Annotated in this window: 19 protein-coding genes; 8 read left to right on the top strand and 11 right to left on the bottom strand. The window is 65.2% G+C overall.

The genetic code is table 11. The features are described from left to right. Positions 1-97: 97 nt before the first annotated feature. From AC5WEY_RS12065 to AC5WEY_RS12050, 4 genes are read left to right on the top strand one after another with little or no spacing between them, the layout of a single operon-like run. A complete protein-coding gene (locus AC5WEY_RS12065) occupies positions 98-874 on the top strand; it encodes an alpha/beta hydrolase (RefSeq protein ID WP_495646070.1) in 777 nt (258 codons plus the stop codon). Next, the gene (locus tag AC5WEY_RS12060) at positions 875-1,216 is read left to right on the top strand and encodes an MGMT family protein (RefSeq protein ID WP_495646069.1); all 342 of its coding nucleotides are present in this window, start codon (positions 875-877) and stop codon (positions 1,214-1,216) included. Next, complete coding sequence (locus tag AC5WEY_RS12055; RefSeq protein WP_495646068.1) at positions 1,213-1,659, top strand: PaaI family thioesterase; 447 nt, start codon at positions 1,213-1,215, stop codon at positions 1,657-1,659. Before AC5WEY_RS12060 ends, AC5WEY_RS12055 begins: the two co-directional genes overlap by 4 nt. Positions 1,660-1,672: 13 nt before the next feature. Next, positions 1,673-3,457, top strand: a complete 1,785-nt coding sequence (locus tag AC5WEY_RS12050) for an NTP transferase domain-containing protein (protein WP_495646067.1) — start codon at positions 1,673-1,675, stop codon at positions 3,455-3,457. Here the strand turns inward: AC5WEY_RS12050 and AC5WEY_RS12045 are convergent. The 6 genes from AC5WEY_RS12045 to AC5WEY_RS12020 all read right to left on the bottom strand — a co-directional run bounded on the left by AC5WEY_RS12045 (position 3,414) and on the right by AC5WEY_RS12020 (position 11,266). Beyond that, complete coding sequence (locus AC5WEY_RS12045) at positions 3,414-4,130, bottom strand: sirohydrochlorin chelatase (RefSeq protein ID WP_495646066.1); 717 nt, start codon at positions 4,128-4,130, stop codon at positions 3,414-3,416. The two genes, AC5WEY_RS12050 and AC5WEY_RS12045, sit on opposite strands and share 44 nt — an antisense overlap. Beyond that, on the bottom strand, positions 4,130-5,341 hold the full coding sequence (locus AC5WEY_RS12040) for a uroporphyrinogen-III synthase (protein ID WP_495646065.1): 1,212 nt from the start codon (positions 5,339-5,341) through the stop codon (positions 4,130-4,132). Before AC5WEY_RS12040 ends, AC5WEY_RS12045 begins: the two co-directional genes overlap by 1 nt. After that, on the bottom strand, positions 5,338-5,715 hold the full coding sequence (nirD, locus tag AC5WEY_RS12035) for a nitrite reductase small subunit NirD (protein ID WP_495646064.1): 378 nt from the start codon (positions 5,713-5,715) through the stop codon (positions 5,338-5,340). The genes AC5WEY_RS12040 and nirD overlap by 4 nt, the downstream gene beginning before the upstream one ends. Positions 5,716-5,839: 124 nt before the next feature. Further along, the gene (nirB, locus tag AC5WEY_RS12030; protein WP_495646063.1) at positions 5,840-8,335 is read right to left on the bottom strand and encodes a nitrite reductase large subunit NirB; all 2,496 of its coding nucleotides are present in this window, start codon (positions 8,333-8,335) and stop codon (positions 5,840-5,842) included. 60 nt (positions 8,336-8,395) lie between these two features. Beyond that, a complete protein-coding gene (locus tag AC5WEY_RS12025) occupies positions 8,396-9,799 on the bottom strand; it encodes a nitrate/nitrite transporter (protein WP_495646541.1) in 1,404 nt (467 codons plus the stop codon). A gap of 225 nt (positions 9,800-10,024) precedes the next feature. Beyond that, entirely contained in the window at positions 10,025-11,266 is a 1,242-nt protein-coding gene (locus tag AC5WEY_RS12020) for an MFS transporter (protein WP_495646062.1), read from the bottom strand. A gap of 81 nt (positions 11,267-11,347) precedes the next feature. On the opposite strand from AC5WEY_RS12020, the gene AC5WEY_RS12015 reads away from it, so the two are divergent. Continuing rightward, positions 11,348-12,037: a FadR/GntR family transcriptional regulator gene (locus AC5WEY_RS12015; RefSeq protein WP_495646061.1), complete on the top strand. Its 690-nt coding sequence runs from the start codon at positions 11,348-11,350 to the stop codon at positions 12,035-12,037. Here AC5WEY_RS12015 and AC5WEY_RS12010 read toward each other — a convergent pair. The 3 genes from AC5WEY_RS12010 to AC5WEY_RS12000 all read right to left on the bottom strand — a co-directional run bounded on the left by AC5WEY_RS12010 (position 12,027) and on the right by AC5WEY_RS12000 (position 15,279). Then, positions 12,027-12,881, bottom strand: a complete 855-nt coding sequence (locus AC5WEY_RS12010; RefSeq protein WP_032403554.1) for a TIGR02569 family protein — start codon at positions 12,879-12,881, stop codon at positions 12,027-12,029. The two genes, AC5WEY_RS12015 and AC5WEY_RS12010, sit on opposite strands and share 11 nt — an antisense overlap. Before the next feature lie 60 nt (positions 12,882-12,941). Beyond that, positions 12,942-14,108, bottom strand: coding sequence for an adenylyltransferase/sulfurtransferase MoeZ (gene moeZ, locus AC5WEY_RS12005; RefSeq protein WP_495646540.1), 1,167 nt, complete (start codon positions 14,106-14,108; stop codon positions 12,942-12,944). A gap of 91 nt (positions 14,109-14,199) precedes the next feature. Further along, entirely contained in the window at positions 14,200-15,279 is a 1,080-nt protein-coding gene (locus AC5WEY_RS12000; protein WP_495646060.1) for a DUF3152 domain-containing protein, read from the bottom strand. Between the two features lie 300 nt (positions 15,280-15,579). Here AC5WEY_RS12000 and fasR point away from each other — a divergent pair, with 300 nt between their 5' ends. After that, positions 15,580-16,233 (top strand): HTH-type transcriptional activator FasR, encoded by a 654-nt coding sequence (gene fasR / locus AC5WEY_RS11995; RefSeq protein ID WP_032378141.1) that lies wholly within the window; start codon positions 15,580-15,582, stop codon positions 16,231-16,233. A gap of 73 nt (positions 16,234-16,306) precedes the next feature. On the opposite strand, the gene AC5WEY_RS11990 is transcribed toward fasR, so the two are convergent. Both AC5WEY_RS11990 and AC5WEY_RS11985 read right to left on the bottom strand, forming a co-directional pair. Next, on the bottom strand, positions 16,307-16,534 hold the full coding sequence (locus AC5WEY_RS11990) for a DUF3107 domain-containing protein (protein WP_200936588.1): 228 nt from the start codon (positions 16,532-16,534) through the stop codon (positions 16,307-16,309). Positions 16,535-16,641: 107 nt separating this feature from the next. Continuing rightward, positions 16,642-17,361 carry a ferritin-like fold-containing protein gene (locus AC5WEY_RS11985; protein ID WP_032376916.1) on the bottom strand — a complete coding sequence of 240 codons (720 nt, stop codon included), beginning with the start codon at positions 17,359-17,361 and terminating at the stop codon, positions 16,642-16,644. Between the two features lie 303 nt (positions 17,362-17,664). Here AC5WEY_RS11985 and AC5WEY_RS11980 point away from each other — a divergent pair, with 303 nt between their 5' ends. Both AC5WEY_RS11980 and AC5WEY_RS11975 read left to right on the top strand, forming a co-directional pair. Further along, the gene (locus AC5WEY_RS11980; protein ID WP_495646059.1) at positions 17,665-19,326 is read left to right on the top strand and encodes a DEAD/DEAH box helicase; all 1,662 of its coding nucleotides are present in this window, start codon (positions 17,665-17,667) and stop codon (positions 19,324-19,326) included. Positions 19,327-19,335: 9 nt separating this feature from the next. Further along, complete coding sequence (locus tag AC5WEY_RS11975) at positions 19,336-20,589, top strand: Rv3212 family protein (protein ID WP_495646058.1); 1,254 nt, start codon at positions 19,336-19,338, stop codon at positions 20,587-20,589. Positions 20,590-20,593: the final 4 nt, after the last annotated feature.

Genomic DNA, 20,593 nt, shown 5'->3' with positions numbered 1-20,593 from the left:
CAATCACGGACCACCGACAACCTTCGCCTCAGCATCGAGGCCCCTGCAGTGGACCGGCAGAATCCGCGGCGGCACTCCATGCGGCATAGTGGTCGACGTGCCCGAGTTGAATCTGCATACGTTCGGACCCGCAGACGGTCCCGAAATCCTCGCCGTTCACGGTGTGACCGGCCACGGTGCCCGCTGGTGGGATCTCGCCGACAATCACCTGCCCGAAGCCCGAATTCTGGCTCCCGATCTGATCGGCCACGGCCATTCCCCGGCCACGCCGCCCTGGGACATCGACGCCCAGGTCACGGCCCTGAAAGCAGTACTCGACGCCCACGCGCGGGGTCCGGTCGTAGTGCTCGGACATTCGTACGGCGGCGCGTTGGCCGTCCACCTCGCACAGAGGTTCCCGGATGCGGTGCGGGCGCTGATTCTGCTCGATCCCGCGATCGCTCTGCCGCCGGACGAGCTGCTCGACGTGGCCGAGGCAACCGCCAAGTCCCCCGATTACACCGACGCCGACGAGGCGCGGTCGGAGAAGATCCACGGAGCATGGGCGGACGTGCCCACCGAGTTGCTCGACCGCGAGGTTGCCGACCACCTGGTTCCGGCCGACGGCGGCAAGGTGGCGTGGCGAATGTCGATCCCGGCGATCGTTGCGACGTGGGGCGAGCTGGCTCGACCGATCGTGGTTCCCGCCGAGAGCGTCCCGACTATCGTGGTTCGGGCCATGCGTGTCGAACCTCCCTATGTCACAAACGAATTCCTCGCTGCACTGCGAGAGAAGCTCGGTGAGAACCTGCGCACCGTCGAACTGGACTGTGATCACATGGTCGGCCAGGCCAAGCCGGTCGAAGTGGCCGAGCTGGTGCGATCCGTGCTCTAGATGGCACCGATCACCGAAGACCAGGTCGAGCGAGTTCGCGCATTGGTCGCGTCCATTCCGCCGGGATACGTCGCCACGTACGGAGACATCGCGGCAGCTGCAGACCTGTCGAGCCCACGCATCGTGGGATGGATCATGCGAACGGACTCCGCCGACCTACCGTGGCATCGCGTCCTCGGAGCCAGTGGCAGGCCCGCTCCGCACCTGGCCACCCGGCAGCTCGAGACGCTGCGCAGCGAGGGAGTGGCAGTCCACGACGGCAGAGTCCCGCTGAAGTCGATTCGATTCGACTTCGGGGCGCTCCCATCGCCCCTCGACTCGACCACTAACCTCGGAGGATGAACATCAGAGACGGGCTCGGGCAGTTCGATCCACGTCCCACGTCGAAGTTCGCCCTGTCGAAGGCGAGCACCTTCGTCGCCTCTGCCGGACTGGTCGTCGACGAGGTCTCGGGCACCCGGGTGTCGGGTCACATCGACTTGACGGACGAGCACTTCACCCCGTGGGGCGTAGTACACGGCGGGGTCTACACGACCGCCGTCGAGAGCGCCGCCAGTATCGGTGCCAGTGAAGCGGTCAAGGATCGTGGTGAGTTCGCCGTCGGCGTGCACAACGGCACCGACTTCCTGCGCGCGAGCAAAGGCGGACGCGTCGACGTTGTCGCAGAACCGCTGCAGCAGGGCCGTGTTCAGCAATTGTGGCTGGTCACGATTACTGCCTCCGACAGCGGAAAGACGATTGCGCGTGGGCAGGTTCGGCTACAGAACGTGCCTCTGCCGACATGAGAGCTCTCGAAACATGACGCAACCGGTCTGCGATGCGATCGTCCTCGCCGGCGGTCGCGGTTCGAGGATGGTCGATCCCGAGCTCTCACCTGCGTCGAAAGAAGTCGACAAGCCGGCTCTGACCGTCGGCGGTCGTCGCCTGGTCGACATCGCCGTGGACGCCGTATCGAACTGCCGTAGAACGGTTCTGGTGGGTCCACCACGTGACGGTGTGGCGGATCACGTCGTCCAGACTCGCGAGTCTCCTGCCGGCGGTGGACCTGTTGCTGCTCTCGCCGCAGGACTACGATCCCTCGATGACAACGCCCCATCAGAGCACACCGCAGATCTGGTGGCCGTTGTCGCGTCGGACATTCCATTTCTCGACTCCGCCGCACTGGGGTCCCTGATCGAGTCCATCGCACACTCCGAAGCAGATGCGGTATTCGCTCGCGACAGTGCGGGCCGCACGCAATTCTTGTTGGGAGTATGGCAGCAAGCAACGCTGCGATCCGCTGTGGCACAGCTCGATTCGGCCGAAGGTGTACCGATGCGCCGGATCGTTCCGGTCGATCATCAGGTCATCGCGCTACCCGGTATCGAGGACTGCGACACTCCTGCCGAGCTGCGGGCCGCTCGACTCGCCGCGCAGCCGTCGCAGACGCTCGAGGTCGCCGAGGCGATGGAGCGCATCCGAAGCAGCCTCCGTCCCCTGCCGACCGCTCGAATTTCCTTGCAGCACAGTGTTGGAACCGTCCTTGCGGAACCCCTCGTGTCCCAGACCGCGTTACCGGCAGTCGACATCTCCGCGATGGACGGTTACGCCGTCTGCGGCTCCGAGCCATGGACTCTGCGGCCCGAGATCGCTTACGCCGGAAGTACCGATATCACCGGACTCGTCGACGGTACGGCGGTGCGCATCGCGACCGGTGCTGCGCTGCCGCCCGGGGCGACGACGGTGGTGCGCGACGAGCACGTGACCCGCGATCCGGACGGGTCGGTACGTCGACTGTCGAACACAGGCGAATCCGACGACACACGTCGACGCGGCGAGGACTGGCTGCCGGGCACCGAACTCGTCGCGGCCGGAACTCCGATCGATGCGGCGGTACGGTCTCTCGCCGCCAGCGCGGAAGTGTTGGACGTCACGGTGCGCGGTCCGGTTCGTGGTCGAATAGTAATCAGCGGCAACGAGATTCGATCGAGCGGTCCACTGGCTCCAGGCGAGACCCGAGATGTTCTCGGCTCGGTGTTGCCGGAGTATCTGGCGCACTGCGGCATCGCGGTCGTCGAGGTGACACTGCTCGACGACTCGGCGGCGGAGTTTCGAGACGTCCTGACTCGCACACAGGATCTGGAGGTCGTCATCGTGGTCGGAGCCACTGGTGGCGGGGCCGCCGATCAACTGCGCTCGACGCTGGCAGCACTCGACGCGGAAGCCATCGTCGGCCGGATGCGTGTTCGACCCGGCGGTTCGCAGATCACCGCGGCACTGCCGGACGGGACGGTGGTGCTCGGCCTACCCGGCAACCCGCTTGCAGCCGTTGCGACCACACTGCTGACGGCACCCGCGATCGTGGACGCGCTCACCCGCAGAACGGTCCGCCCACAACGGATCGGTCAGTTGTCCAACGCCGCAGACGTTCGATTCGCCGTCCCACGCCTCGTCCCTGTCACCGTCGACGGCACGCGCTGGCGGGCCGATACCGAGGTACGCACTGCACACCTGGGCCACTTGGTCGGACGGGATGCGCTCGCACTGGTTCCCGCTGAGATCACCGCCGACGAGCCGGTGACCATTCTTCCGCTGCCGCGGTGAGTGACCGAACACCCTCGAAATAGCGGTCCACCACCAGATCGACGATTGCCGGATGGACTCCCAGCGGCTCACCGACGCCGTCTGCACCTGCGTCGGCCAGACGGTTGTGAAACAGCCCCCGCGCCAACAGATACGACGCGACGAAGATTCGAGAGTGCCCCTCGTCGCGCAGAGCCGAGACCGCCTCGGCCACCGTGGGCACAGCGGTGGCCACGTATCCGATGCGTACCGGCACCCGAGCGACGTCGGCCAGCATCGCCGCGGCTCGAACGTGTTCTGCCAGCGCTCGGGGGTCGGACGACCCTGCAGCGGCGAGCACGATCGAATCGCCTGTGCGCCAACCGGAGTCGCGCAGTCGATCGAGCATGACCTCCGCGAGTACAGGGTCCGGCCCCAGAGCACGGGTGACCGCGACCGAGGCATGGGCGCTCTCCGCAATTTCTCGAGGTACGTCGGTGTGGACGTGGTAGCCCGATGCCAAAAATGCCGGCACCGCGACCGCCGATCCGGGGGTATCGCGCAGCACCTCGGCCGGGGATGGCCCGAGCACGTCGACGAATGCCACACGAGTGGCACCGATCTGCGTCGACACTGCATCGGCAAGTGCGGCGATCATCTCGACACCACGGGGGTTTCGGGTGCCGTGTGCTACCAAAACCAGAGTCGGGGTCATCAGTACTTCCCTCCTTCGACGACGGCCACACGCGCGTGCACGGCGGGCTCGTCGGAATCGCAGTCGGTTTCGGTCTCGATGTGATCGAGTGCGATCCGATACCCACGCTTGACGACGGTCTGGATCGCCTTCGGCGCGCCCAGAGAGGACCGGAGTCTGGTCATCGCTGTTTCCACCGCGTGGGTGTCACCTCCGCCACCGGGCAAGGACGCAAGCAGATCCTCCCGGGAGACGACACGTCCAGGATTGCGAGCCAGCGTCTTCATCAACGCCATTCCGGCCGGCGACACCGGTCGCACTTCACCGTCGACCACCACGCACCGGCCGCGCACGCTCACCACGTGTCCGCCTGCGTGAAGACGACCGGTCCGCCTCGGCAATTCCTCCGCGATATGCCGCGCCAGTGCGCCCAAACGCGCCCTCGCCGGCTGCGTCGTGGTCACGTTCAGCTGTTCGAGGGGTGCCGCCGTCACCGGCCCCACGCAGACCGGAAGTACCCGCGTGCGCATCGACTGCAGCAGGGGTTCGAGGACCCCGTTCTCGTCGGCGCGCATGAGCATCGACGCCACCGCGGGTGCCGAGGTGAAGCTGACAGCGTCGAGATCGCCGACAACGACGGCTTCGATCATGCGGTCCATCGGGCCCTGCTCGTCGGGGGCCGTCCATCGATACACCGGTACCGGAACCACTTCGGCTCCGGCACAGCGCAGTACCTCGCAGAAGTCCGGGATCGGCTCCCACTCGGTTGTCGCGCCGTGCAGCTGCACGGCAATACGTTTGCCCTCGACCCCTTCGGCAAGTAAGTGCTCGAGCACCTCCGCGGAGGATTCGGAGGCGGGCGACCATTCCTCACGGAGATCGGCGGCCCTGATCGCACCGGTGGCCTTGGGGCCGCGGGCCAGCAGCCGGGACGCCCCCAGCGCCGATCCGAGTTCTTCTGCCCGCCCCCATCCGTCGGCGGCCTCGATCCAGCCCCGGAATCCAATTCCCGTTGTGGCAACGGTAATTTCGGGCGGATGCGCGATGATCGCGGCGGTCACGCGTTCCAGCTCGGCATCGTCCGCGAGCGGGATGATGCGGATCGCGGGGGCATGCATCACGGTTGCTCCCCGCCGCTCGAGCAGAGTTGCGAACTCCTCGGCCCGACGCGATGCCGTGATCCCGACGGTGAACCCGGCCAGGGGCGTTCCTGCCCCGGCGATTTCGCTCACGTAGAGCCGCCGCGGACCAGCACGACACCCTCGACGCACGAGACCTCGAAGGATCCGAGACCGACCGCCGTATCGTCGAGGCAGCGCCCGTCGACCAAGGAGAAGACCTGCTTGAGCAACGGCGATGCGACCGTGGGCTCGCCCCCGCGGTCTCCCACGAGTCCGCGCGACATCACCGCTGCGCGCCCGTACGGATCGATGTTGCCCACCGCGAACAGTCGTCCGTCGTCGAGCAGAAACAGCGCCGCTTGGGTGCCGCCGCGCAGGAGCACCGCTACCCCGCGACCCGGAATCAGTGCGTCCAGTGTGCAGGCCGGGGTCCAACTACGAGCAATGTCGTTCGGTACCGCTGTACGTGAGTCGATGACAGTCATGGCGTACCTCCTGGTCAGCTATTCCACGTTGTCTGTGTTTCTGGCCCGTTAAGTCGCGATTACTCACCTGTGCACATGCGCTCAGTTTTGTGACCTGCCGGTTGTCAGGACCTCGTTCGGCGGCCTACGCCCCGACGCGCGGCATTCCCATCAACACCGGGACCTTGCGGACTCCGGACTCGTCGAACGCGATGGTCGGATCGGCCTCGCTCGGGGCATTGACGAACGAGACGAATCGACCGAGCTTCTCGTCGTCCTCGAGCACGCCTGCCCACTCGTCCTTGTAGCCGGCGACGTGTCGCTCCATGTCGGCTTCGAGCTCGGCACCGATGCCGAGGCTGTCGTCGACCACGACGGCTCTGAGATGATCGAGTCCCCCGTCGAGCGACTCGAGCCACGGCGCGGTCCGCTGCAGTCGATCTGCGGTGCGGACGTAGAACATCAGGTAGCGGTCGATGAAGCTGACCAGTGTGGCGTCGTCGAGGTTGGAGGCGAGCAACTGAGCGTGCTTGGGTGACTGTCCACCGTTTCCGCCGACATAGAGGTTCCAACCACCCTCCGTCGCGATGATGCCGACGTCCTTGCCACGGGCCTCGGCGCATTCTCGTGCGCAGCCCGAGACCCCGAACTTGATCTTGTGCGGGGACCTCAGCCCTCGATAGCGGTTCTCGAGGTCGACGGCCATCCCCACCGAATCCTGCACCCCGTACCGGCACCAGCTGGAGCCGACACAGCTCTTCACCGTGCGCAGCGACTTCCCGTATGCCTGACCCGATTCCATGCCTGCATCGACGAGGCGCTTCCAGATCGCAGGCAGCTGCTCGACGCGGGCACCGAACATATCGATGCGCTGCCCGCCCGTCACCTTGGTGTACAGCCCGAAATCACGAGCGACCTCGCCGATGACGATGAGCTGCTCGGGCGTGCACTCACCGCCGGGCATCCGCGGCACCACCGAGTACGTGCCGTTCTTCTGGATGTTGGCCAGGAAGTGATCGTTGGTGTCCTGCAGCGAGGCCTGCTCGCCGTCCAGAATGTGATCGGAGGACGTCGATGCGAGGATCGACGCGACGACGGGCTTGCAGATGTCACAGCCGGTTCCCTTGCCGTACTTGGCGATCAGCGACGAGAAGGTGCGGGTATTCGTGGCCCGAACGATCTCGAACAGCTCGGCCCTGGACTGAGAGAAGTGCTCGCACAACGACTTCGAGAGCACGACTCCCGACGCCGCGAGCAGTGACTTGATCGAGGGCAGGCATCCGCCACACGTGGTGCCCGCGGTGGTGCAGTTCTTCACGGCCGCCAGATCGCAGGCCCCGTCGGCGATCGCCGAGCAGATGGCGCCCTTGCTCACGCCGTTGCAGGAGCAGATCTCGGCGTCGTCAGGCAGTGCACCGATCCCGACCTGTTCGGCTGCCGGTGAGATCAGGGCTCCCGGGTCGCCGGGCAGTTCACGTCCGACGAGCGGACGCAGCAGCGAGTACGCGGAAGCATCGCCGACGAGGATGCCGCCGAGAAGGGTCTTCGCGTCGTCGGTCACGACGAGCTTGGCGTACGTGCCCTTGGGCGCATCGCTGAACACCACTTCGAGCGCACCCGGTGTGGCAGCCATCGCGTCGCCGAAGCTCGCAACGTCGACGCCCATGAGCTTGAGTTTGGTCGACATGTCGGCACCGGGGAATTGCGCTGCGCCACCGAGCAATCGGTCGGCCACCACCTCTGCCGTCGAGTAACCAGGGGCAACGAGACCGTAGCATCGGCCCTCGACTGCGGCACACTCCCCGATCGCGTAGACGGCGGGATCGGATGTAGTGCAACCGATGTCGACCATGATGCCGCCGCGCTCGCCGACCTCGAGACCACTCTCGCGGGCCAGCCGATCCTGGGGACGCACACCGGCGGAGAAGACCAACAGCGCGGCGTCGATAGTGCTGCCGTCGCTCAGTTCGACCGTCAGACCGGCGCTGTCGTTCTCGGAGATCGACGACGTGCCCACTCCCACATGAACGTTCAATCCGAGTTCGGTGACGAGACGAGCCAGCAGCGCGCCTCCGCCCTCGTCCACCTGCAGCGGCATCAACCGAGGAGCGAACTCGATCACGTGCGGGGTCATGCCCATCTTCTGCAGCGCATTCGCGGCTTCGAGACCGAGCAATCCGCCGCCGACGACGACTCCCACGGCACCCGGTCCTGCGGCGTCTGCCCGCGCTCGAATCTTGTCCAGGTCGTCGAGGGTGCGGTAGACGAAGCAGGCCGGGAGGTCGTGCCCGGGGATCGGTGGCACGAATGGATACGACCCCGTGGCGAGCACGAGCGCGTCGTACTCGACCGTGTCCCCCGCGGAAGTGACGACGGTGCGGTGGTCACGGTCGATGCGATCTGCCCGCACTCCGGTACGCATCTCGACGAGTGTGTCGCCGGGATAGTCGTTGCCCGCCAACGCCAGTTCCTTGTGGTCCCAGGCACCGACGTAGGACGACAGACCAACTCGGTCGTACGCGGCAAGGGCCTCCTCGCAGAGCACCGTCACCTTCCACTCGGCCGCATCGTCGCGCGCACGCAACGCCTCGACGAATCGGTGTCCGACCATTCCGTGACCTACCACTACCGCGCTCTTCATTGCGGGTCCTTCCGATATTCGTTGCCGTGCAGAGGTTTCGAGTGCGCCTGCAATGGGGCGTCAGACGGCTACCGGTGCGTCGGCGTCGGCAGAGTTGGTTTTGCGCAGGTAGATCGCCCAGGTGACGATCGCGCACACGATGTAGAAGCCGAGAAACACCCAGAACGCGGTGGTCGCGGACTTCGCGGTGCCCGAATACGACGCCCGCAGAACCAGGTTGATTCCGACGCCGCCGAGAGCTCCGATCGCACCGGCGATGCCGATGAGGGCTCCGGACATCTTGCGCGACCAGTGCTGCTGCTCGTCGACCGTCATGCCCTGAAGCTGAACCGATTTCGCGGCGAAGATGGCGGGGATCATCTTGTAGACCGACCCGTTGCCCAAGCCCGAGAGCAAGAAGAGCGCGATGAACCCGATGACGAAGAGCACCATGACAGTGCCGCTGGCCGCGCCGGGCGTCGAGTCGTCCCACGTGCTGGCCGCAACCAGGATGCCGGTGGAGAAGGTCATGGCCACGAACGTGTACAGGGTGATCTTGCCGCCGCCGATCTTGTCTGCCAGCTTGCCGCCGAACGGCCGCGACAGCGATCCCAGCAATGGACCGAGAAAGGCGATCTGAGCGGCCTGCAGCGAAGCCTGCGCCTGCAGCGCAGGGGTTGCCGGTGCCCCGTCGGTGAGTCCGGCGAGGAAGTTGATCTGCAACACCTGACCGAACGCGAAACTGAAGCCGATGAACGACCCGAAGGTTCCGATGTAGAGGAACGCGATCCACCACGCGTCGGAGAACTTCAGCACGTCGATCATGGAGCGGCCGTTGGTCTTCTGGTTGTCGAGGTTGTCCATGTACAACGCGGCACCGACGGCGGCGATCGCGATGAACACGAGGTACACGGCACAGACGATCTCGGGTGCGGTGTTGCCGATGGTAGCGATGACCAACAAGCCGATGAGCTGGATGACGGGGACACCGATGTTGCCGCCGCCCGCGTTGAGTCCGAGCGCCCATCCCTTTTCGCGCTGGGGATAGAACGCATTGATGTTCGTCATGGAGGATGCGAAGTTGCCGCCGCCGAGGCCGGCGAACGCCGCGACGATGATGTACGTGGTGTAGGACGCCGGATTGAGCATGAAGTACATCGTCAACACGGTGGGGATCAACAGCACCAAGGCGCTGAAGATGGTCCAGTTACGCCCACCGAACTTGGCGGTGGCGAAGGTGTACGGAATCCGCAGGATGGCACCGACGAGCGTGGGGACGGCCACGAGGAAGAATTTTCCTGCCGCGTCGATACCGTAGACCGACAGCGGCATGAACAGCACCATCACCGACCAGATGGACCAGATCGAGAACCCGACGTGCTCGGCGATGACCGACCAGATCAGGTTGCGCTTGGCAATCTGCTTGCCACCGGCCTCCCAGGCCTCGACGTCCTCGGAATTCCAGTGCGCAATGTGATGGTTCACGGAAACCGGAACGGTTCCGGGGGGAACGGACGCGGTGGTCGCTGAGTCGGCGTCTGCCGAAGCGCTACGAGAAAGGCTGGTCACGGGTGGCCTCCTGATCGGTGTGTGGACCGAACATAGAAAAGCCATGTTGCCGCGGCGCTGCCTGCGGTGACTCGCTGATTAACTTGGTCTCACGCGCGGTTGCGGACGAACGTGAGATGAAGCATCAACGGCCGGGACGGGTCACCAGGTGTCTTCGAGCATTCTCGGTCGACAGCACAAGAATCCTCCGACCAGGAGAACAGCCACACATCCGGTCAGCAGAGCCAACGGCAGACCCCATCCACCGGATGCGGTGTGCAACACACCGAACAGGATCGGTCCGGTCGAGGACACCACATAACCCAGCCCCTGGGTGAACCCCGACAACGAGGACGAACCCACCGCAGAACGGGTTCTGAGGTTGATCAGCGTCAGCGACATCGGAAAAGTCATCGTGCCGAGCCCTATCAGGCACACCCACAGCACGGTTCCGGCCGCAGGCGACCAGTGCAGACCGGAGAAGCCGCCGAAATAGCAGACCGCGGCGACGACAACGAGGCCGAACGGATTGCGCATCTTCGCGCAGAGAGTCGGAGTAGCCAACGACGTGACCAAGCCCATCGCGCCGAAAGCGGCGACCGAAGCGCCGGCCAACCCTTCACCGATTCCCGAGTCGATCAGCAGTGTCGGCAGCCAGGTGAGCATCGAGTACGTGATCAGCGACGTCATCGCAAACATCATCACCATCCCCCACGCCAGCGGGGACCGGTGGATTCGACCGGCCGGTTCGACATGGACCGCCGCCGATCCGGCCTCGCCCGACACGTCGTCTGCGTCGCGGCCGCGTCGGGCCACCACCACTCCGAGCCACGGCAACGCCGCGGCCAGTCCGACGACAGCCCAGACGCCGATGGACACGCGCCAACCATGAGCGTCGGCCACAGGCACAGCCAGCAGAGGCGGAACCATGGTGCTGACCTGCATGACACAGATGTAGATGGTGCTGACCAACGCGAGTCGATCCGAGAAGTACCGCTTCACCAGAGGCGGGATGACGACATTCCCGATCCCCATGCCCGCGAGGGCGATCGCGGACAGCACGAGCAACGAGACGGTGTTCGGTGCAAACGCCCGAGTGGCCATACCGAGGGTGGTGAGTGCCATGGCCAGCAGCGCAGCTCGCTCGAGGCCTGTGCGCTTGGCGAGAAACGGCGTCGCCAATCCGAACACGGCGAACATCGCCGGCGGCAACATACCGACGACGCCGATCACCGAGGATCCGAAGTGGAGGTCGGTTCCGATCCTGCCGAACAGCGGACTGATCGACGTCACCGCAGCGCGCAGCGTCAGGGCGGAAAGGACGATGGCGGCGAATACCAATATGCGGCCGCGAACGAGCGAAATGCCGGTCGGGGTGGTCTCGGATACGGTAAGCGCACTCACCACGTAATCATAGGATGACCGGATCATCGGGTGCAAAGCATTACTATCGACGGCAAAACATTCACAGCCCGAGGAGCCCACGTGCGGCAGGTCCAGCGATCGAGCCTGATCACCCAGGTCACCGCTCAGTTGCGCGACGAGATCACGTCGCAGAGATGGCCGGTGGGCACCCGCATCCCCACCGAGCCGGAACTCTGCGAAATCACCGGCACCGGCCGAAACACCGTTCGCGAAGCGGTCCAGGCTCTCGTACACGCCGGCATGGTCGAGCGAAGGCAGGGTTCGGGCACGTTCGTCATGACCTGCTCGGACCTCGGCGGCACCCTGGGTAAGTACTTCTCCGATGCCCGGCACCGTGACGTCACCGAACTCCGCGAGACACTCGAAGTCACTGCGGCCGCGCTCGCCGCGGATCGACGCGACCACGAAGATATACGAGTCATGCTGGGCGCGCTCGAGGATCGCAACGCGGCGTGGTCGGACGAGGCCCCTCTCGCGGACGCCGTCCGGATCGACGCGCAGCTGCATCGCGCCATCGTCGCAGCAAGCCACAACGCCATCTATCTGGAGTTCTACGACTCGCTGCTTCCGGTCATCCACGAGGCGATGACGGATCATTTCCTCGACCACGACGACGACTACGTGGCCGAGCACACCGCGCTGGTCGAGGCAGTCATCGACGGTGACGCCGCTCGAGCGACGGATGCCGCCCGATCACTGTTCCACGAACTGTCCGAACAACCGGCCGGCGCAGCGGAATTCACAGAATGAGGCGCACCAGGTCCGCTGTTCGAGCCAGACCAGGAAAGGCCTCCGACGTCGAACGCGGATGAAGCGCGTGAACGGCGAGACGAAACATCAACGCGCGCAGCAACATCTGTGGCCACTCGGGTAGATCGTCCCAGCGACCCACCAGGCCGTCGTCGGCGTCCCCCCAAGACAGCGCATCCACCACCGCCACGCCGGCAGCCCACGGTGCCGGCCGCCAATACGGGGTGATGTCGCTTATTCCGGGTGCGTCGCTGCCCGAGAACAGCACCGTTCCGAACAGGTCACCGTGTACCAGTTGATCCGGCGACTCGACGGGTTTGCGCAGTGTCGCAAGTTGTTTGACCAATTCGAGACTGCTTTTGCCGTCACTGGAGGACGGCTCGGGTGCGCCTGCACCGCGCGCCGACCGGAGCGGGACGGCTTCCCACGCGGCTCTGTCGGCTGCAACGAACACGTCCACATCCGCCCACGGCGCAACGGGTGGCTGAACCAAGAAGCGAGGGCGCTCGAGTTGCGCCGTCGCCGAGTGCAGACGCAACGACAACGAGACCACCTCGTCGTGCCGGGGCTCGGGTTCGCCGGCGACGAACGTGTCTGCACGCCAGCCAGACACGACGTACCGACCGTCGGTGGACCGAACAGGGCGAGCGAGACGAACTCCGTCGACCGTCAACGTCTCACGCACCTTGGCCGACCAGGCTGCGCGGGCGTGGTCTGCTACCGGAGACAGCACGACATCACCCAAACGCCACCCTCCGTCCCAGTCCGCTCCGAGGGGTGCCGGCTCGACATCGCGCAGCCCGAACGTAGAGATCACGTGCTGAGGAGGTTCGACAGAGCTCACGCTCGCCACGCTACCGCCGATCGCTGCGCCACTGCGGACGACGCGCACACGCGCACCGCCTCAGTAGATAGGCAAACCGGGGTCGATTTGCTTGGCCCACTCCACTATTCCGCCTCGCAGATGGGACGCGTCGGAAAAACCGGCACCGACCACTGCATCGAGCACCTCCGCGGACCTGATACCGGTTTTGCAGTAGAGCACGATCGGCACGTGCTGCGGCAGCTCGGCCATGGCCGCACCGGAGAGGATTCGATCCTTGGGAATCAGGCGTGCGCCGTCGATGCGAACGATGTCCCACTCGACCGGTTCACGCACGTCGATGAGAGCTACCTCGCGCCCGGACTCCATCATCGCCCGGAGCTGCACCGGAGTGACTTCCTCGCCGGCGGATTCGGCAGCCGAGACAACTCCGCAGAATGCCTCGTAGTCGATCAACTCGGTAATCGGAGTTCGATGCAGATCGCGGGTCAACCGCACCGTTCTGTAGCTCATCGCCAGTGCGTCGTAGATCATCAATCGACCCAACAGCGTCTCGCCGATTCCGGTGATCAACTTGATGGCCTCGGTCACCATGATCGAACCGATCGAAGCGCACAGCACTCCCAGTACGCCACCTTCTGCACACGACGGCACCATTCCCGGCGGCGGAGCCTCGGGGTACAGGTCGCGATAGTTGATGCCGACTCCCCCAGGCGCTGCATCCCAGAACACCGACACCTGGCCTTCGAACCGATAGATCGAACCCCACACGTACGGGATGCCCACCAGTGCGGCCGCGTCGTTCACGAGGTATCGAGTAGCGAAGTTGTCGGTTCCATCGAGCACGAGGTCGTAGTGCGCGAACAGCTCGACCGCGTTGGACGAGTCGAGCCGAACACGGTGCAGCGTCACCTCGACGCCGTCGTTGAGCTCGAGTATCGAGTCCATGGCACTGTCGGCTTTCGAACGACCCACGTCGGATCGGCCGTGGATGATCTGTCGTTGCAAATTGGACAGTTCGACCTCGTCGAATTCGACGATTCCCAGAGTCCCGACACCAGCGGCTGCCAAGTAGAGCAATGCAGGTGAACCCAGTCCCCCGGCACCGATGACGAGTACACGGGCGTTGCGCAGGCGCTTCTGACCATCCATCCCCACGCTGGGAATAATCAGATGACGGCTGTATCGCGCGACGTCCTCGGGCGTCAGTTCGCCCGCGGGTTCGACCAGCGGAGGTAGGTGGACCACGTGCAGCGACGCTCCTCGAATCGACACGACGGCCGGTGATCCCGATCGCCGTGTTCGAATCTAATCCCCGGCTACGCCGAAACCCAGCCGATCACGATCGCGGGTACGGCCACGGATTGAATCGACATGTCTTGCCGTCCATGGGTACGACGCCTTCCGGATCCAAGCGCGCGATGTCGTCGTTGGACGTGCCGAAGGTCTGTTGCATCATCACCGGCGCCAGGCCACCGTCGGCCTCGCACGGCTGATGCTGCTGGTAGCCGATTGCGTGACCAACCTCGTGGTTGATCTGATACTGGCGGTACGAGCCGATGTCGCCTTGGAACGAGATCGCTCCGCGAACCCATCTCGGCTCGTTCAGAACGACTCGTTCGATGCCCGGGTTGTAGCAGGAGACCTCGAGTTGAATGTCGTAACCGCACGCCTGCCGGATCGACATCTGCGACGTCAGAGAGATCCTGAAATCGGGGTCACCCTGATCGATTCGCCGAAACGCGAATCGCGGGTCGTTCGTCCAACTCTTGGGATTGGCGAGCGTCTGGTCCACCAGACGGCCGAACGACTCGTCGCCGCCGAATCCGACCGTGTCGACACCGTCCTCCACCTCGACCGTGTACGTGAACACCCGCTCGGTCCCCTGGCCCACCTGTTCGGTGGAACCGGCCACGGTGTGCCACGTTCCGGCACCTTGGACCGCGAAGGGGCCGCCGTCCGGTAGTTCACCCGAGGAGATCGACGACGCGAAATTGCCGTCCGCCTGTGGCGGGACACCGATAACTCCGGTCCCCGACGTCGTATCGGAGCTCAGAGTGCCGAATCCGGGATCTGCATTGGTGGACTGCGCAACGTTGCCGGTGACCGGATCGCCGGTGCGCACCGCGTCGAAGACCACGAGCGCGGTGACCACGATCAGGATGGGTACCGCGTATGCCCGCCAGCCGTAGGTCGAAGCGAACTTTCCGATCTTGCTCTGTTTGCGAACGTCGCGGTCGGGTCGAGGAGTGCGTTGCTTTACTTCACGCTGCGTCGGATCCCACTGCGCGCGCAGTGGTTGATGAGATCCGCGGCTACCCACCGTGCGTGGAATATCGTCCAACCGGTCGTCGTACTGGTCGTCGACGCCGCCCGACTGCACCCCACCGCGGATACGCGGCCCGCCTCGGTCAGTCACTCGATCACGATCTCACAATCCTCACCGCTCGCCGTTCGGCACGCCGACAACGAGACCGGAACTATCGGGTTCTCGGTACGGAAACATCCTACAAACAAACCGTCGGACGCGATCCGGCTTCGACGCAATTCGCGTCCGGTCCCCCAGGATCCCGACCGTGCGAGACGCCACGCGTATCGTTGCCCGTGATCTGCGCTACGAGTGATCCGAACCGATGGCCACCCGCCGGAAGTTCACGACGGATCGCTCGCTGTCGAACCAAGACGAGCGCAGTAGGCGACGCGGATGGGAACGGAACTGATGACAGATCTCGACGACCGGAGGTCCTCGGACCGGCCGGCCACTACCGGCAATCGACGCAGCGCACGGCTGCCGCGCGATGCCCGTCGGGCGCAGCTGCTCGCCGCTGCGAGCGAAATATTCGTGACCCGCGGATATCACGCGTCCGGAATGGACGAGATCGCCGAGTGCGCGGGTGTCAGCAAACCGGTCCTGTATCAGCACTTCCCCGGAAAGCTCGAGCTCTACCTGGCGGTACTGCAGAGCTACGTCGACACATTGATCGCGGGCGTTCGCCAGGCTCTTCGCTCGACCACCGACAACCGACAGCGCGTACGCGCCGCGGTGCTGGCGTTCTACGACTTCGTGGACACCGACACTCAGGGCTTCCGCCTGGTGTTCGAGTCCGATCTGATGGGCGATCCTCAGGTCAACTCACGCGTCGAACAGGCAACCGAAGCGTGCGTCGACGCCGTCTTCGATCTTGTCGCTCACGACTCCGGACTCGATCCGTACCGGGCCAGGGTGCTCGCCGTCGGTCTGGTCGGAGCGAGCCAGTTCACCGCCCGATACTGGCTGGAAGCCGACCGGCCCATATCGAAGGAAGACGCGGTCGACACCACCGTGTCGCTGGCCTGGGGCGGTCTGTCCCACGTGCCGTTGCAAGCCCCGTAGAAATTTCTGTTCGCTTACACCACACGCCCCTCACTCGACGTCGAGTGAGGGGCGTGTGTATATCCCGGCGGTCTCAGGAGGTCGCGAATCCGACCTTTCGAGCATCGGACGGGCCGATCTCGACGTACGACACCTTGGCGGCCTGGATCAAGTACTTGCGTCCCTTCTCGTCCTCCAACGACAGCACTCCGTCCTTACCGGCGAAGGCGGTCGATACGAGCGCTTCGACCTCGGCCGGGGACTGCGTGCTGTTCACGACGAGCTCACGGGAACTCTCCGAAACACCGATCTTGACCTCCACGGTCAACCTCCGAACTCTCGACAACTCTGCTCACGCCAGGCTAGTGCAGCGAGATCGGCCCAGCCGACCGACGCCCTGTGCTGTCAGCGAACACGGCACCGGACGCGTCAGTCCAGGCCGAGCGAGGACATCCGCTCCGAGTGCTGTTCCTGCATCCGATCGAACAACGCGACCACCCCGTTGAGGTCGCCCGAGGCGGTGATGACGAGATCGGTCAACGACTCGCGCTGTGCGAGCACGAACTGCGCCTGGGTGATGGCTTCGCCGAGCAGACGGCGGCCCCACAGCATCAGCCGCGCCTTGTCCTGCGAGCTCGCACGAACCCGCTCGGACACTTCGTGGACGACGAACTCCGAATGTCCGGTCTCGGCCAGTACGTCTCGCACGATCTCCGCGACGTCGGGATCGAGGCTGTGCGCGATCTGCCGGTAGAAGTCCGCTGCGATCCCGTCGCCCACGTAGGCCTTGACCAGGGACTCCAACCAAGTCGACGGAGTGGTCGATGCGTGGTACTCGTCCAGAGCACGCACGAACGGAGCCATCGAGGCATAGACGTCGAGACCCCGAACGGACAACGCTCGCTCCAGCGTCTCGAAGTGGCTCATCTCCGCCGCCGCCATGCTGGCCAGGGCCACGCGCCCCTCCATCGACGGCGCCATTCGCGCATCCTCGGCCAGCCGATAGAAGGCCGAGATCTCGCCGTAGGCGAGGACCGCGAACAAGTCCGGAACTCCCGGGTGATCGTGCGCGATGGCCGGCTCGGCCGGCTCGACGAGCGTGGTGGATGCATCTATGGACGACGACGACTCCGGCGAGTGGGCTCCCATGGGTGGCAATCGTAGTCCCGTGCGCGACGCCCCGCCGCGGCGCGCGTCGTACCTGCCGTGACCGGCCGACGATGGTGAATTCGGCTCGGCAAGCTACCATGGTGCTCGATCGTCGCTCGCGGACCGATGGAACGGACCGAAGAACACGCGATGGTCATCGATAATGTGCGCGCACCTGATCCGGGTCGCCTCGACAGCTTCGCCGCAGCGGACATCGCAGTCCGTGGCCGCGCTGAGGCTGACGGCGACATCACATCGGATTGAGGGCATCGACTTCGGCCGGCAATAGGCCTGTGCCCTTCCTTGTGCGCGCGTTCGAACACGAGGAAGGCCAGTCCCCTGAGCAAGATAGTCATCGACCAAGAATCCGAGACCGGCGACACTACGTTGTCGGCCCAGTTGGACGACACCCACATACCTCCGACGTTCGCGGAGCTGAACGTCGACGCAGCCATCGTTCGGGCTCTGTCCGAGATAGGAATCGAGCGCACCTTCGCCATCCAGGAGCTGACGCTGCCGCTCGCCATCGCGGGCGACGACCTCATCGGTCAAGCACGTACCGGTATGGGCAAGACGTTCGGCTTCGGTGTTCCACTGCTGCACCGGCTCGCCACCGAGAACTCCGGCACCTCACCGCTCGACGGCACCCCGCGTGCCCTGATCATCGTGCCGACCCGTGAACTGTGTGTCCAGGTCAGCTCCGACCTCGAGAACGCCTCGAAGTACCTCAGCGGTGCCAACGGCCCCGTCAAGGTGCTCTCCATCTACGGTGGCCGCCCGTACGAGGCTCAGATCAGCGCGCTGCAGAACGGGGTCGACGTCGTCGTCGGAACTCCCGGTCGTCTGCTCGATCTCGCCAAGCAGAATCACCTGATCCTCGGCAAGGTCGGCGTGCTGGTTCTCGACGAAGCCGACGAGATGCTCGACCTCGGGTTCCTGCCCGACATCGAACGCATCCTGGGCATGGTCCCCGACAAGCGTCAGACGATGCTGTTCTCCGCCACGATGCCCGGCCCGATCATCACGCTGGCTCGCACGTTCCTGACGCAGCCGACGCACATCAGGGCCGAGGAAGCGGAGTCGTCCGCCGTCCACGACCGCACCGCTCAGCACGTCTACCGGGCGCACGCACTGGACAAGGTCGAGATGGTCGCCAAGGTCCTTAAGGCCGAGGGTCGCGGCGCGACGATGGTGTTCACTCGCACCAAACGCACCGCCCAGAAGGTCGCCGACGAGCTTGCCGAGCGCGGCTACTCGGTCGGTGCCGTTCACGGTGACCTCGGTCAGGTCCAACGCGAGAAGGCTCTCAAGGCGTTCCGCACCGGGAAGATCGACGTCCTCGTCGCCACCGATGTCGCAGCGCGCGGAATCGACATCGACGACGTCACCCACGTCATCAACTACCAGTGCCCCGAGGACGAGAAGACCTACGTGCACCGCATCGGTCGCACCGGCCGTGCTGGACGCACCGGCATCGCAGTCACCCTGGTCGACTGGGACGACATCCCCCGCTGGCAGCTGATCGACAAGGCGCTCGGTCTCGGTATGCCTGATCCGGTCGAGACGTACTCGAGCTCACCGCACCTGTTCACCGACCTCGGTATCGCCACCGACGCCACCGGCACCGTACGCACAGCCCCCTCGCGTGCCCCGGAGAAGGTGGAGGAAGACGGCGAGACCGCTGCGGGAGCGCCTGCCACCGACGCGTCGTCGGCGACCAAGCCCCGCCGCTCACGCAGTCGCCGTCGCACTCGCGCAGGGCAGGGCGGCGACAACACCACAGGCTCCGCCTCGGCGTCGAACGATTCCGACTCTGCCGCCACTTCGGTTGTCGGACAAGCCGATACGGCCGATGCGGCATCCGCAGACACGGCCACCAAGACTGCCCCACGCCGCCGCAGGCGCCGTCGCTCCAGCGGATCCTCGGCCGATGCCGGACCGTCGACTGCGGGCGCTTCGGAATAGTCTTCCTTCGTGTTGGCTCCAGAACGTCGGACAAGAAACGACCTCGTCGTCGCCGCCGTCATTGCAGTGGTGGTGGTCGTGGCCGCGAGCGTTGCCTGGTTGACCGGCGACGCCCGCGGTACCACGTCGGTGTCGGCAGCGGAGCCGCTACCTCTGCTCGAACCGGCCGCATCGGTACCCACCGCGCTGACCGAGCTGTGGCGTGCGCCGAGCGCAGCAACGGACTCGACGCGTACCCCGGCTCCCGTAGTCGCAGGATCCACGGTGGTGACTGCCGACGGCGGCTCCGTCCTCGGCCGCGATCCGCGGTCGGGTGAACAGTCCTGGTCGTACACGCGCGATCTCCCGCTGTGCTCGGTGGTCGCAGCATGGAACACCGCAGTCGCGGTCTACCGTGACGACCGCGGTTGCTCCCAGGTGACCGAACTCGACGGATCCACAGGACAGCGCAAGGCGCAGCGCACGTCCGATGCCGACGATGCGGTTCGCCTGTCGTCCGACGGCACCTACGTGACGTCGAGGGGCAACACCCGCATGGAGCTGTGGAGATCGGACATGGTGCGCACCCTCGAATACGGCCGCGTGAACGCCCCGGTCAATCCGGGCAGTCAGCCGAGAACCGGGTGCACGCTGCTGTCCTCGGCGTCGACGAACTCGCGGACCGCCGTGCTGGAGCAATGCCCGGGCGAAGCTGCTGCGCGCTTGTCTCTCGTCAACCCTGCTCCCAAGGACGCGAGTGAACCCGAGGAGTACGGGTCGACGGTGGTGCCCGAGCTCGTTCCCGGGCCCGATTCTCCTACTGCCGGACATATCATTGCCGTCACCGAAAGCGTTGTGGCACTGTACCTTCCAGCCGAGAACGGCGCACCCGATCGAGTGGGACTGTACGACAACTCGGCGTCGCGGATATCCGAATTCGACCTGGCTTCGTCTGTGTCCCCCGAGCAGGAGTCACCGAATCTGCCCGCGACGAAGGCAGGCTCGGTGTTCACCTGGTTCACCGGTGCCGGGGTGCAGGCGCTCGATTCCACCGGCTTGTCCCCCGTGTGGTCCATCCCCGGAGCCCTCGGAAGCGGCACCGTCATGGCCGGCCGACTCATCGTCCCCGTACCCGACGGTATCGCGGTGGTCGATCTCGCCACCGGCGTGTCGATCGACGACATACCCGTCGACCGGGGCGATTACGTCGGTCCGGTGCAGACGTCGGTGATCGGCGATGTGATCGTCGAGCAGCGCGGCGACGACCTGGTCGCGCTGGGCTGATCAG

It is taken from the genome of Rhodococcoides sp. S146-33 (assembly GCF_059489205.1).
Note: the sequence above shows the minus strand (reverse complement) of the source record. Positions and strands in the feature narration are given on the sequence as shown.